Origin of the sequence: Paenibacillus phyllosphaerae (assembly GCF_014192105.1) — a bacterium.
Lineage (GTDB): Bacteria > Bacillota > Bacilli > Paenibacillales > Paenibacillaceae > Paenibacillus_Z > Paenibacillus_Z phyllosphaerae.
Window position 1 is genome coordinate 613,582 of the sequence record NZ_JACHXK010000001.1, and the last position, 12,959, is coordinate 626,540.

Genomic DNA, 12,959 nt, shown 5'->3' on the forward strand with positions numbered 1-12,959 from the left:
TCCCAATCTGCTCGCCTTATGCGTTATCCTTCAATGAGATCATCGAGGCGCAGCCGCGTAATCCGCGTGATCTGACGAATCGCCTCGGCACGTTCCTCATCGACCGCATTATTGATCCTGACTTTCATCGCTTCCTCGATATCCGCTCTCGTCCTGCCGCGAACGGCGAAGATGAACGGGAATCCGAACTTCTCCATATACGTATCGTTCATCCGCGTAAACCATTCGAACTCTTCCGGGGTCAGCCGGTCAAGTCCTACGCCTTGTTGCTCTTTGGCCGAGTTCTCGCCGACAGACAATCTCGTCGCCAGATTCGGGTGTCTGCGAATGAACGCCAGCTCCTCATCGTTCGGCGCTTCCTTCACGATCCGCAGCATCGCCGCATGCAGCTCATCCAATGTTTCGTAAGGACGGCCAGCCGCCGCCTGCTCCGCCACCCAAGGCGAATTCTCGAACACCTCGCTCAGGAACGAAGCGAACTCTTCTTGCGATAATGCATTTAATTCCGACATGCTCTTCTTCATTGCCAATACCCCTCATGCGCCGCCACCGCTTCTTCTTCAACTTCCGGGAACGGACCGACTACCGTGATCGGCTTGTTCCCGCGTGCGAAAACTTCCCGGCATGGCAGATCTAGCGTCGGATTCTGCTCATCTTCGCCGGTCAGCTCGGCCAGCCTTTTCTCCGAAATGCCATAGACAACCCGGCCGACATTGCCCCAATATATCGATCCCGCGCACATTGCGCAAGGTTCTGCCGACGTATACAGCGTACATGCCCACAATTCCTTCTTGCTATATTTGGCCGAGGCCGCTTCCATTAACGTCGTCTCCGCATGCCCGGTACAGTTCGACTGCGTAATCTCGATATTGCCCTGCTCGAGCAGAATCTCCCCGCCCGGTCCGGCCAGCAGCGCCCCGAATGGCGTATTGCCCGACTCCCGTGCTGCGATAGACAGCTCGACGCACCGCTTCAGCAGGCGGATATGAATCTCTCTTTCACGTTCATCCACGCGTAACGCCTCCCTGAATTATCGATTCGAATTACTCCCACTATAAGTTGGTCTATCTTACAGCGTCAATTAATCTGACATACTATTGGCGTTCGCTCTAAAAGGTATCTGTTTTCATTGTGCACCGTGCCTCTAGAGACGCAAAAAGCGTGATGGACCTGCCATCACGCCTTACCGCACACGCCCGACAGACGAGCGCCTTTATGCTCCGACATTATCGCTCAAGCCGCTTGCGGAAGACGAAGGCCAGCTTCAAGCGCATAAGGTCGTTCATTTTTTTGAAATCGACGTTCAGCAGCTCGCTCAGCTTCTCGATTCGGTAGGTTGCCGTATTGCGGTGGATGAAGAGCCGCTTCGCCGTCTCGCCTAGCTGGCCGTCGCATTCGAGGTAAGTCTCGAGCGTGCGCAGCATCTCCTGCGCATACTCCGGTTCCTTCTCGAGCAGACTGCCGAGCCATCGGTCGCAGAACGTCTTCATCCGCGTCTCGGATACCTGTTCGAAGACAAGCGCCAGATCGAGCGAGTCGTAGCTGATAATCGAGTCGCCCAGCTCCCAATCCGAAGCCAGCTGACGCGCGCGGCAGCATTCGTCGAACGATTCGAACAGGTGATCGGCGCGCCTTTTGCGGCTGGAGATAATTGACTGCGGTTCATAACCGCGCTTCCATCCGTCGAAGCAGGAGATGAGCGCCGTCTTCACTTTCTCTTCCGCCTGGCCGTCCGGATCCGGCACCAGCGAGACAAGGCCGTCGTCCAACACGACGTGAACCCCTTGCAGCTCCTGCATCCGGGCATGGCTCAAGCACGCGGTCTTCAAGCTCTCGAGCAGCTCGAGCCGCTTCTTGCCGTCGAGCGCAGCGCGAAGATCCGTCACGACGCAGCGGTAAGGCTGGTTCAGCAAGTCGATTTCCCATCGCTCCGCATACGTCTGCAGGGCGGCCAGCGGCAAGCCATGCTTCAGGTAACGCTTGAGCAGTTGGGCGAAATCCTTTTGCACCGAGATGGCGAAGTAATCTTCGAGCTTCAGATTGGTATGGTGCGCGATCAGCTCGGCCGCCTGCGAATACAACCCCTCTTCCATCGAAGAGAGGAACGGCTGCGCGCTGAAAAAGAGGGCGAATCCCGTGCATTCCTGCTGGCGCATAAGCGGAATCCGGTAGGCCTGCCACTCCGGCGCCTTCATCCACTGTTGCTGGATCGGCCACGGCCGCTTGGCGAGCAGCTGCTCATCCGGAATGCCCGATGAATTGAACATCATCTGGCCGCGCGAACCGATGACGGCGATCGGATAACCGATCACCTCGGCGACCGATTCGAACAGGCTGCCGATCGGCTCGGACTGCAGCGCGTAACGCATGAGGCGGACCTGCTTGCCCATAATGTCCTGCAGCGCGCCGGTGTTGCGCTTCATCTCGTCGCGGAACAGCCCGCCCATTTGGTCCGAGAACGTAAATTGATACGGTAGCTCGATCAGCGGGAAGCCCAGCTCGTTCGCCTTCACGATCAGATTCTCCGGCACCTGGGTCCAGAAGCGCCCGAGCTTGATGCCAAGCCCCGACGAGCCGCACTGGTTCAGCTTGTAGATCAGCTTCTCCGCATCCTCGGGATGGTCCTTAATCAGATAGGCCGTCGTGAACAGCATCTCGCCTTCCTTGATCCAGTCCGTTATATCCGGCGCGTCCATCACGTTGACGGATTTCACGATCCTTCGCTTACCCGCTTCTCCCGCAATCAACTTCGCTTCGGTCAATGGGTAGACCGACAACGCTTGTTCAACGGTCATATACATCTCAGCGCACCCCCGTATCTCTATACTCGGATCTAATGTCATTTAACCTTACATTATGGTATAAGAGGAGGAATTTCAAGCCATAATGTTAAGTTTTCTAACATTTATTTTGGGGGATGTTCACAAAAAATGACGCCGCAGGCTATCGCCCGCAGCGCCATCGTCAATTGGTTACAGCCTCATTGGATGCTGTGTCATCATTGCTCGAACTTACAACTATAAGTGCAATTCGCTCTTTATCTCTTTCGGCTACCAGCCGATCACCGATCCGTCGCTTCGCGGATCCGCCGCGCCGCTGATCACGCCGCTTGCATCGATCGCGATGCCTTGCGACTGGCCGGTCCGGCCATCCCAGGCGTCCAGCACCTCGACCTGATGGCCCATCGCGCGCAGCCGTTCTACCGTTACGTCGCCGCAGCGGCTCTCGACCTTCAGCGTATCGCTCTCCTCTCCCCAGGTACGGCCGTAGATAAACCGCGGCAGTCCGATCGCCTCTTGGATCGTGAGCCCGTAGTCCAGCACGCCGGTCACGACCGACAGCTGGGTCTGCGGCTGCCCTTCGCCCCCCTGCGTCCCGTAGAGCAGGCAAGGCTTCCCATCCCTTGCCACCATCGCCGGCATCAGCGTATGGAAAGAACGCTTGCACGGCTCCAGCACGTTCGGCGAGGCGGGATCGAAGGTGAAGAAGGAACCCCGATTCTGCATGATGACACCGGTGTCTCCCGGGATATAGGCTGCCCCAAAATCGTAATATAAGCTCTGGATAAAGGAGACGGCGTTTCCTTCCTCATCCACGACGGCCGCGTACGCGGTATCCTGCCCCATCGCCTGCGACAAGAAGGACGCCGCTTGCGAGCCCGATTGCACGACCTCCTCCCACAGCTGGTCGCCGAATTCCTTGGACAAGAGACGTCCCATCGGTATCGCTTTGAAATCCGGGTCGGTCAGCACTGCGTCCCGCTCGCGGAACGCCTTCTTCACCACCTCAACGGCGAGATGGTAGAAGTCGGCCGATTCGCGGGGAATCTCGCCAAGCCCCACATGCTCGAGCATGTTCATCATCATGAGAAGGGAGAATCCTTGCGAGTTAGGCGGCATTTGGTACAGGTCATAGCCGCGATACGTAACCGTAAGCGGCGTTACCCATTCCCCGTAGTGGCTGCGGAAATCCTCCTCGCGCAGCAAGCCTCCGTCCGCCTCGATCGCTTCGGCCAAGCTCAGCATCAAACCGCCTTTATAGAATGCGTCCCTACCTTCGGTCTGGATCGTCCGAAGCGTCCGGACGAGATCCGGTTGAATAAGCCGATCCCCTTCCTCGAGCAGTTCTCCGTCATCGCGGAGAAACAGCTTGGCAAGCGGACGATGCGCCCGAATAAGCGACTCGTCCTTCAGAATCCATTCCCGCAGGTGGCGCGAAACCGGGAACCCTTCTTCCGCATACTGAATCGCGGGCGCGAGCAGATCCGCCCATGGCAGCTTGCCGTAACGACTCCATACGCTCCACCATGCGTCGACCATCCCCGGCACCGTAATGGCGCTGTCTACGCCGCGCTGCGGGATTTGGTTCATCCCTTTGGCAAGATAATAATCAGGCTCCGCCAGCTTCGCGGATCGCCCGCTTCCGTTATATCCTTGGAACTGCTTCGTATCGGCATGATAGCACATGAAGAAAGCATCGCCGCCCAGCCCTGTCATATGGGGGTACACGACGGCAAGCGCCGCGCTGATCGCAACGGAAGCGTCGAACGCATTGCCTCCCTGGCGAAGGATCGCGGCGCCTACCGAGCTGGCCAAATAATGCGGCGCAGCCACCATGGCCCGATAGACCTTAGGCATAATATTGTGCATCTCATTCCCTCCCCCTAAGTGACTTGCAGCTACCGTCCGCTTGGAACGGTTCAATGATTGCTCTCATTGTAGTGCCAGTCACAGCCGTATACAATCGGCAGAAGGAGCTTTTTGTTAGTTATTCTAACATGAGCCGCTTATTTTGGTAGCGATGCACGATGCCCGCCTTTTTCACCCTTGTCCGGATTAGGATAGCGCCCCCGCGGAATGAACATATTACACGTGGAACCAGATGGGGTGGTTCGAACGGCTATAGGCCGATCAGCATTCCATCAAGAAGCCATATCATAAAGGAGCGTTCTCTCGATGAAGAAAAGGATTCTGGCCGCCTTGCTGGCTCTTGCCATGCTCCCGGCCGCCGCTGGCGCCGTTCACGCCGCGCCTGCCGATACGGACACGTATACCGTTAAGCCCGGCGACACGATGTGGATCATATCGGTCAAGTATCAGATCGGCTTATCCGAAATCATCAATGCTAACCCTAGCATTGCCAACCCGCACTGGATTTACCCGGGACAAAGGCTGACGATTCCGCTCATGACCGGGACCAAATCGGTCGAATCGCAGGTCGCCCAGCTCGTGAACGCCGAACGGGCCAAAGCCGGCCTCAAGCCGCTTACGCTGAACTGGCAGCTGTCCCGCGTAGCCCGCGTCAAGTCCGAAGATATGCGCGACAAAGCCTACTTCTCCCACCAGTCGCCGACTTACGGCAGCCCGTTCGAAATGATGAAGGCGTTCGGCCTCTCGTACTCGTACGCCGGCGAGAATATCGCCGCTGGCCAGACGACGGCCCAAGCGGTCATGACTTCCTGGATGAACAGTCCCGGCCATAAAGCGAATATCCTGAGCCCGAACTTCACGGAGATCGGCGTCGGCTATGCCGCTGGCGGCAGCATGCGCCATTACTGGACGCAGCAGTTCATCAAGCCTTGATTAGGCATTAATCGACATTCACCGATACGATACGCATGACGCAAGCAAAGCCGCTTCCTTGTCGGGAGCGGCTTTGCTTTTGCGTAGTTGAGGCATTGTTAGTAGGCGGTCACGCCAAGACGGTTGATCGTCTCTTCAATAAAGTACGGCTCGTCCTCCGGCGTACGCGACGTAATCCAGTTCTCGTCGACGACGACCGGCTTGTCGATGAATCGTCCGCCTGCATCATTCAATTCCGCATGAAGCCCCGGATACGCCGTAATGTTGCGCCCGTGAATCAAGCCGGCTTTCTGGAGCAGGAGCGGCCCGTGGCAGATCGCGGCGATCGTCTTGCCTTGTTTGTCCATCTCCCGGACGAAGTCAAGCACGCGCTCGTCCTCCATCAGATGAGCCGGCGAATGGCCGCCGGGAATGATCAGCGCTTCGTAATCCGCCGCGTTCGCTTCATCTATAGCGAGATGGGATACGTATTTGGTGCCGTTCTTGCCGGCAAGCTCCGCCTTCTTCTGCAAGCTGATAATGACCGCATCGTTGCCGTTTTTCGTTATCGCATCATATGGATTTTTCATTTCGGAATCTTCGAATTCGTTTGCTAGCAGAAAAGCGACCTTTTTAGACTGACTTGTCATTTGGTCCACTTCCTTTCGGACTGTTTGAGAAGCAGCTTTTCCTTACCTGTTAGGTAGAATAGGCGCTGCGTATGCTCTATTAACCTCCAAGGCTGTCCTATAAACAACCTTCCTTCTTAACTCCCGGGCAAATCCACATTCCATATAAAGGTAATTCATCCATCGTTATCGAATATCTAAGAGTCAGTCTCGCAATGGCTGATCCGAACCCAAAAGGGAGTGATGGTTTCATGAGCAAAGACGTTCTTGCCCATAAGTCGCAATGGTTCAGCAGCTATCAAGAAGAGCTGCACGCCGATCCCTACCCGTTCTATACGGCGCTGCTGAAGGAAGATCCGCTGTTCTACATCGAAGAGCGCGGCATGTGGGTCGCCTCGCGCTACGCCGACATTCAGCAGGTGCTCAAGAGTCCGCAGTTCATCCGCGAGATCCCGCAGGAGCATCAAGGCGCGCCGTCCCCGGATGTTGCCGATGATTGGAAGCCCATCGGCGAGATGATGCACCACTGGATGCTGCTCCGCGATCCGCCGGATCATACCCGCCTGCGGGGTCTCGTCAGCCACGGCTTCTCGCCGCGCGCAATGGCCCAGCTCGAACAGCAGCTGCGGCACATCGCTTCCGACCTCGCCGCCGATTTGGCCGACAGCGATACGCCGGACCTAATCACCTCCTTCGCCTTCCCTTTCCCGGTCATTGTCATCGCGGAGCTGCTCGGCGTACCGTCCGAAGATCGGGAGCTGTTCAAAGAATGGTCCCATCTGATCGCCAAGCTGCTCGATGTTTCGTATCAGACGCCTGCGTTTATTCAACAAGTGCGCGTCACGGTTTTGGAGATGACGGATTATTTCGAGAAGCTGGCCGAGGAACGGAGGCGCAACCCGCAGGAGGATCTGATCAGCAGCATGCTGAAATCCCAGAACGAGGGCAAACCGATCTCCGATGCGGAGCTGGTCGCCACCTGTATTCTGCTGCTCGTGGCCGGCCACGAAACGACGGTGAATCTGATCGGCAACGGCATCCAGTCGCTGCTGCTGCATCCCGATCAGCAAGAACTTCTCGTGCGCGAACCTTCGCTTATCCCGTCTGCCGTCGAAGAGATGCTCCGCTACGAGCCACCGGTTCAGATGACGGGCAGATTCATTGGAGCGGATGTTGAAGTTAGCGGCCGCTTGCTGCGGAAGGGCCAGCACATCACCGTTCTGCTGGCCGCGGGCAACCGGGATCCGGAGCAATTCGCCGATCCGAACCGCTTCGACATTCATCGAAGCCCGAACCGGCATCTGTCGTTCGCCGCCGGCGTCCACTTCTGCCTCGGCGCGCCGCTCGCCCGCATGGAAGGCGAGATCGCCGCATCGACGCTGCTGGCGCACTATCCGGAGATGCGGCTGGCCGCCGGCAAGCCGCAGTACAGGCACAATATTTTGTTCCGGGGACTAGAGCGGCTACCGATTCTGACCCTGTAAGGAGACAGACGTCCATCGCTAATCCTTCCCCTCTCGCTTCTTAGGGTTGTCTCACGCATGCCGCCGTAGACCGCGCCTACCGGTTCGTCTGGCAGCCCCGCATTATTTGGCATATTTTTGAAAATATCCGCCATGCTATGAATCTATCGGGGAATCTATGATACAATGTTATTTCCTACTAGCCGTCCTGTAACTAAACCAACGCAGATTCGTCTAAAGAACAGGTAGGAGGAGATAACCTTGAACACAGAGTATTCAACCGCTTCCGCGAGCCCGATGGTGGAACGCAAAGCAAGACGCAGGACCGGCCCGTCGCCGATTATTTTTCTCGCCGTATGGGTCATTCTGATCGCGACCGGCGTGCTCGGCGCAGTCTGGTACACGGACAAGATCAAGCAGGACATCACAGCTGATGTCGGAGCGCAGACCTCGGCGCAGATCACGGCTATGCAGCAGGATTATAACAACCGGATCACGCAGCTGGAGACGCAGTACCAAGCGGATCTGACCACGCTCCAGGGCAAGGTCGACGCCTTGAATGAGCTGCTCCAATTCTCGAAGGACAACATTAGCTCGAAGACGGACAACAGCAACCAGCTGTTCACGCAGCTGAGCGCCGTGCAGAAGCAACTCGATGAGCTGAAGAAGAATTTGGACGTGCTGAAATGATGATCAGCGTCAAACAAATCAACCGGTTCGGACTGCTCGTCACCGGCCCGTTCTTCGGCATCCTACTATACTTAATGCTCACGCAAGTCCCGATTACATTGCCGAGCAGCGCCTTCCCCAAGGCAGCGGCTGGCTTAACCGCGCTCGCGCCCGAGCAGACGGGGACCTTGATCAGCGCGCTCGATACCGCCAAGCAAGCGGCGATCACGACGGCGCAGTCGATCAAGAAGACGGTCCAGCTGTATACGCAGACGAACCAGTCGATGGCCAGCATCGCGAAGACGGCTGCCGCGCAGATGACCCGCCCCGCTCTGATCTATGACAGCCGCATCACGAAGAAGATCGGCTATCCGACGCGCACGATTACGTCCGACAACATTACCGCGCAGCTGTTCACGATCCGCGCGCAGAATTTCACCGGTTACGCCCTGAAGGTGAAGCTGAAGAGCCGGGATGCGATGAAGATGGTGCTCGGCCAGGACAAAGTCGGCGGTTCGGAGACGACGCTCTCCGCGGTTAAGCGCTACAAGGCGATTGCCGGCGTGAATGCAGGCGGATTCGCCGACAGCGGCAGCAAGCGTTATCCGCTGAGCACGACCGTCATGAACGGCAGGTATACGTCAGGCTTCGAGCCGAGCTATAAGGATCTGTTCTTCGTCGGCATCAGCGAGGATATGAAGCTGATCGGCGGCGAGTTCAAGACCCAGGCCCAGCTGGACAAGCTGAAGCCGAAATTCGGCGCGTCGTTCGTCCCGGTACTGCTGAAGAACAAGGTGATGCAGGCGATCCCGTCCAAGTGGCAGACGAGCCCCAAGCGGGCGCCGCGCACGGTCATCGGCAACTACAAGGATAATCAGCTGCTCTTCTTGGTCGTGGACGGCTATAACGAGACCGGCAGCTCCGGCGCGACGCTGCAAGAGATGCAGCTGCTGCTCAGCCGGTACGGCGCGATCGACGGTTACAATCTGGACGGCGGAGGTTCCACGTCTCTCATTTTTGACGGCAAGATCATCAATCACCCTTCGGACGGCAGCTTGCGTTCGCTGCCGACGCACTTTTTATTTTTCGACTAGTTTTGGAGAACGCGCAAGAAGCCAGCATGCGAGTTGATCGCTGCTGGCTTTTCTCGTTGTCGCGAAGAGATGATTACACGTCGAAACTTAATCCGCAGGAGGCGGTCTCAATCGCCCCGCCGAAGATCTGGCCCGCTTGCGCCGCAAGTCGGCTCCGGTCGCCAAAATGCGGCAAATGCGTCAGCACCAGCTTAGCTGCGCCCGCTTCCTTCGCAAGCTGCCCCACCTCCGTTGCATTCATATGCCCGTATTGCTTGGCATTGGGCATATCCGCATAGAAGGAAGTTTCCGCGATCAGCACGTCCGCGCCCGCGCAATGAGCGATGAGCGACTCGTCATAGCAGGTGTCCGCCGTGTACACCAGCTTCCGGCCTCCCGCTTGAACGATCATGCCTAGGCAGTAGGCGCCATGGAATGTCTTGAAGAACGTAATGTCCACGCCGCATACATGCAGCGTCTGTCCGTCCGAGATTCGGTGAATGTCCGAGCCTTTCATCGCCTTATAACCGAGATCTTCATCCCTCTCGCCGGCAATAAAGATCGGGAGACTGTCGCTGCGCTGGGCCAGATCCGTATCGATCAGACACGCATATTGCAAGCACCCCAAGTCGGCGACATGGTCATAATGCCGATGCGAGATGACGGCGGCGTCGAGCATATGCAAAGGACAATAACGCTGCAGCTGGGCCAGTACGCCGCTGCCGCAATCGATCAACAGGTTGCGGCCTCCGATAGACAGCCAGTAGCCGGCTGTCGCCTCACCTGCTTTCGGATAAGCGCCCCATGGGCCTAATACGGTAACTCGCATAGCTATCGCCCCCATTCCTTCATTTTCAAACTAATGGCCATACGGAGCCTAATCCAATCCTGCTCATGATCGATCAGCAGCCGCTCCGCCTCCTCATGCGATACGAGCTGAAAACCGAACCGGTCACCCGGCTTATATTGCGCCATGACGGGCAGATCGGCCGTCGCTACCTGCGCAATTCTCGGATATCCGCCTGTCGTCTGACGATCCGCGAGCAGAATGATCGGCTGACCGTCTTGCGGAAGCTGGATCGTCCCATTGACCACCGCTTCCGATAGCAGTTCAAGCGGCGCTTGAAGCGACAGCTCCTCGGCGCTCAGCCGGTAGCCCATTCGGTCGGATTGCGGCGCTACGGCGAATGGCTGCCGCACGAGCCTATTACGGCTTTCTTCCGTCAGATAACGATAGTGCGTTCCCGGCACAATCCGGATTACCTTACGCCGGTAATCCGCGAGCGGCGGCGCGAACCAGTCTACGGACGCAAACGGCTGCCCTGCCATTGAAGCAGCAAGGGCTAATATTTGCTCCAACCTGTATGCGGACGAACCCGGCAGCGTACAGCCTCCATTCCGGATACCGACCCGATCGCCGGCCTTCAGCGCCCTGCCTTCAACCCCGCCTATCGCCGCTCGCAGGTATGTGCTTCGGCTGCCGAGCACGACGGGCACGTCCAAGCCCCCGGCGACAGCCACATAAGAACGGCAGCCTTCCCGGCAGCCTCGGAAGGTTAGACGAGCGCCCTGCGCAACGTATACCGGCCGATACATGGGGACCGGCATTCCGTTAATGGCAGGCATCAGATCTCCGCCCGCAATCGCTATAAGCATTCCGTGCTCGAACGACACCTCCGGCCCTTGCAGCGTGACCTCGAGCACAGCCTCTTCTTCGTTGTTCCCTGCCAAAGCGTTGGCGATACGCGGCGCGCTCGCATCCATGGCCCCGCTCACAGGAATGCCGTATTGCTGCATGCCGTACCTGCCGCGATCTTGAATCGTCGTCAGTAATCCCGGTCGATGGACATAGAGACTCATGCGAGCACCTCCTGAGCCAACTGATCGTACTCCTCCTCAGATATGGAACGGAACTTCACGGAGTCCCCAGCTGCCAAATAACTCGGCGGCGTCCCATCCGGACGGAACAAGGCGAGCGGCGTACGCCCAATAATATGCCAGCCCCCCGGCGTCGCCAAAGAGTAAACTCCGGTCTGCGCTCCTCCGATCCCTACGCTGCCGGCCGGTATCGTTGTGCGCGGGGTCGCCCGTCTAGGCGTCGCCAACCGCGGCGGAAGCCCGCCCATATACGGGAACCCCGGCGCAAAACCGATCATATACACCAGATAATCGCCACCTGAGTGCAGCTGCACGACCTCTTCGACCGATAATCCGTGGTAATCGGCCACGTACTGCAAATCCGGACCTTGTTCTCCGCCGTACAAGACCGGGATCTCGACGATTCGGCTTGCGGCTTGCGCGGCCGGCCCGATCGAAGCCATACGCTCCTCTAGCATCGCGCATACCGAATCGTATAGGCTGCCGCTTGGTTGTACCGCCCTGGTATGTAACTTGTGGACGCGAATCGGGTCGTAATGCACCGTCACGCTTGTGTATGCGGGGACGCATTCGATCATGCCGGGAATCGGGTCCTGCGCCAGTTTGGCCATGATGGCATTGACCCGCTCATTCGTCCTGCGGTCGATCATATCGCCCAATCGAATCAGGACCGCCGCATCGCCCAGCGGATGCAGCTCATACACTTCGCGGTCGGGTACGCTCGGCTCCTCGCTATGCTGATCCCGCTTCTTCGCCATGTCAGCTCCCCACCCTTCGCAGCGCGATGCCGGCTTGCTCCAATCGGCTGCGCAGCTCCTTAGCGGATGCCAGCGCATCAGGCGTATCGCCATGCAGACAGACCGTGTCCGCGCGCAAATGAATATCCCCGCCTTGCCGTGTACGGACGACGCCTTCCTTAATGAGTCGAATCGCTTGGCTGACGCTTGCTTCACGATCGTGAATGACCGCCCCCGGTTCTGAACGCGGCGTAAGCGTACCATCCTGCTCATAGGAGCGATCCGCGAATACTTCATGCGCCGTGCGCAGCCCAATCCGTTCCCCGGCTTGCACAAGCTCGCTTCCGGACGCTCCGTACAGAACCAACTCAGGATCGACCCGGTAGACAGCCTCCGCGATCGCTTCCGATATAGGGCGGCTCCCTGACGCCATATTATAGAGCGCTCCATGCGGCTTCACATGCCGAAGCCTTGCGCCCTCCGCGCGCGTGAACGCCCATAGCGCCCCAATCTGATAGACGACCATCTCGTAAGCTTCTTGCGGCGTAATGGTCATCGTTCGGCGGCCGAAACCAACTAAATCCGGCAAGCCAGGATGAGCGCCAACGCTAACTTGATGGCCTAGCGCAAGCTTAACCGTCTGCCGCATAACTGACGGATCGCCGGCGTGATAGCCGCACGCGATATTCACCGACGTGACATATGGCATAATCTCCGCGTCCGCGCCTAGCCGATAGGCTCCGAAGCTCTCGCCCAAATCGCAATTCAAATCCACCTGTACCATCATGCTTCGCTCGCCTCCCATGACCCCATCTCTCGTTACCCCTTACGATAGGAGATATCGCGGCGGGATACAAGGCGCAATTATATGCCGTTCGTTATTAGCAGATGAAGCGAAGCTGATTCGTCTCTCACAATGGAACAAGCCACTCCATTCCGCGAGGGAATA

At 57.8% G+C, this 12,959-nt stretch carries 13 protein-coding genes; 4 read left to right on the forward strand and 9 right to left on the reverse strand.

All coding sequences use genetic code 11. The annotated features are described in order from the left end of the window. Positions 1–23: 23 nt before the first annotated feature. The 4 genes from uraD to ggt form a co-directional block, all read right to left on the reverse strand. A complete protein-coding gene (gene uraD, locus FHS18_RS02500; protein ID WP_183596570.1) occupies positions 24–524 on the reverse strand; it encodes a 2-oxo-4-hydroxy-4-carboxy-5-ureidoimidazoline decarboxylase in 501 nt (166 codons plus the stop codon). Then, positions 521–1,012 (reverse strand): deaminase, encoded by a 492-nt coding sequence (locus tag FHS18_RS02505; RefSeq protein ID WP_183596573.1) that lies wholly within the window; start codon positions 1,010–1,012, stop codon positions 521–523. The genes uraD and FHS18_RS02505 overlap by 4 nt, the downstream gene beginning before the upstream one ends. Positions 1,013–1,226: 214 nt before the next feature. Continuing rightward, positions 1,227–2,801 (reverse strand): PucR family transcriptional regulator, encoded by a 1,575-nt coding sequence (locus tag FHS18_RS02510; protein ID WP_183596576.1) that lies wholly within the window; start codon positions 2,799–2,801, stop codon positions 1,227–1,229. 249 nt (positions 2,802–3,050) lie between these two features. Then, a complete protein-coding gene (gene ggt / locus FHS18_RS02515) occupies positions 3,051–4,649 on the reverse strand; it encodes a gamma-glutamyltransferase (protein ID WP_246427405.1) in 1,599 nt (532 codons plus the stop codon). Positions 4,650–4,955: 306 nt separating this feature from the next. Here ggt and FHS18_RS02520 point away from each other — a divergent pair, with 306 nt between their 5' ends. Next, on the forward strand, positions 4,956–5,582 hold the full coding sequence (locus FHS18_RS02520; RefSeq protein WP_183596578.1) for a CAP domain-containing protein: 627 nt from the start codon (positions 4,956–4,958) through the stop codon (positions 5,580–5,582). Between the two features lie 98 nt (positions 5,583–5,680). Here the strand turns inward: FHS18_RS02520 and FHS18_RS02525 are convergent, their stop codons facing one another. Next, on the reverse strand, positions 5,681–6,211 hold the full coding sequence (locus tag FHS18_RS02525) for a DJ-1/PfpI/YhbO family deglycase/protease (protein WP_183596581.1): 531 nt from the start codon (positions 6,209–6,211) through the stop codon (positions 5,681–5,683). Positions 6,212–6,441: 230 nt separating this feature from the next. Here FHS18_RS02525 and FHS18_RS02530 point away from each other — a divergent pair, with 230 nt between their 5' ends. The 3 genes from FHS18_RS02530 to FHS18_RS02540 all read left to right on the forward strand — a co-directional run bounded on the left by FHS18_RS02530 (position 6,442) and on the right by FHS18_RS02540 (position 9,416). Next, positions 6,442–7,674 (forward strand): cytochrome P450, encoded by a 1,233-nt coding sequence (locus tag FHS18_RS02530; protein ID WP_183596584.1) that lies wholly within the window; start codon positions 6,442–6,444, stop codon positions 7,672–7,674. 240 nt (positions 7,675–7,914) lie between these two features. Continuing rightward, positions 7,915–8,343 carry a hypothetical protein gene (locus FHS18_RS02535; RefSeq protein ID WP_246427406.1) on the forward strand — a complete coding sequence of 143 codons (429 nt, stop codon included), beginning with the start codon at positions 7,915–7,917 and terminating at the stop codon, positions 8,341–8,343. Further along, positions 8,340–9,416, forward strand: coding sequence for a phosphodiester glycosidase family protein (locus FHS18_RS02540; protein WP_183596586.1), 1,077 nt, complete (start codon positions 8,340–8,342; stop codon positions 9,414–9,416). The genes FHS18_RS02535 and FHS18_RS02540 overlap by 4 nt, the downstream gene beginning before the upstream one ends. Positions 9,417–9,489: 73 nt before the next feature. Here the strand turns inward: FHS18_RS02540 and FHS18_RS02545 are convergent, their stop codons facing one another. The 4 genes from FHS18_RS02545 to FHS18_RS02560 are packed head-to-tail and all read right to left on the reverse strand — an operon-like array spanning position 9,490 to position 12,794. Next, positions 9,490–10,224, reverse strand: coding sequence for an MBL fold metallo-hydrolase (locus tag FHS18_RS02545; protein WP_183596589.1), 735 nt, complete (start codon positions 10,222–10,224; stop codon positions 9,490–9,492). A gap of 2 nt (positions 10,225–10,226) precedes the next feature. Then, on the reverse strand, positions 10,227–11,255 hold the full coding sequence (locus FHS18_RS02550; protein WP_183596592.1) for a 5-oxoprolinase subunit C family protein: 1,029 nt from the start codon (positions 11,253–11,255) through the stop codon (positions 10,227–10,229). Next, a complete protein-coding gene (gene pxpB, locus FHS18_RS02555) occupies positions 11,252–12,031 on the reverse strand; it encodes a 5-oxoprolinase subunit PxpB (RefSeq protein WP_183596595.1) in 780 nt (259 codons plus the stop codon). The genes FHS18_RS02550 and pxpB overlap by 4 nt, the downstream gene beginning before the upstream one ends. A gap of 1 nt (position 12,032) precedes the next feature. Beyond that, the gene (locus FHS18_RS02560) at positions 12,033–12,794 is read right to left on the reverse strand and encodes a LamB/YcsF family protein (RefSeq protein WP_183597333.1); all 762 of its coding nucleotides are present in this window, start codon (positions 12,792–12,794) and stop codon (positions 12,033–12,035) included. Between the last annotated feature and the right edge of the window lie 165 nt (positions 12,795–12,959).

Coding starts and splice junctions, on each gene's coding strand:
- uraD (WP_183596570.1), bottom strand. CDS start 524: ATGAAGAAGAGCATGTCGGAATTAAATGCATTATCGCAAGAAGAGTTC.
- FHS18_RS02510 (WP_183596576.1), bottom strand. CDS start 2,801: ATGTATATGACCGTTGAACAAGCGTTGTCGGTCTACCCATTGACCGAA.
- ggt (WP_246427405.1), bottom strand. CDS start 4,649: ATGCACAATATTATGCCTAAGGTCTATCGGGCCATGGTGGCTGCGCCG.
- FHS18_RS02520 (WP_183596578.1), top strand. CDS start 4,956: ATGAAGAAAAGGATTCTGGCCGCCTTGCTGGCTCTTGCCATGCTCCCG.
- FHS18_RS02525 (WP_183596581.1), bottom strand. CDS start 6,211: ATGACAAGTCAGTCTAAAAAGGTCGCTTTTCTGCTAGCAAACGAATTC.
- FHS18_RS02530 (WP_183596584.1), top strand. CDS start 6,442: ATGAGCAAAGACGTTCTTGCCCATAAGTCGCAATGGTTCAGCAGCTAT.
- FHS18_RS02540 (WP_183596586.1), top strand. CDS start 8,340: ATGATGATCAGCGTCAAACAAATCAACCGGTTCGGACTGCTCGTCACC.
- FHS18_RS02545 (WP_183596589.1), bottom strand. CDS start 10,224: ATGCGAGTTACCGTATTAGGCCCATGGGGCGCTTATCCGAAAGCAGGT.
- FHS18_RS02550 (WP_183596592.1), bottom strand. CDS start 11,255: ATGAGTCTCTATGTCCATCGACCGGGATTACTGACGACGATTCAAGAT.
- pxpB (WP_183596595.1), bottom strand. CDS start 12,031: ATGGCGAAGAAGCGGGATCAGCATAGCGAGGAGCCGAGCGTACCCGAC.
- FHS18_RS02560 (WP_183597333.1), bottom strand. CDS start 12,794: ATGGTACAGGTGGATTTGAATTGCGATTTGGGCGAGAGCTTCGGAGCC.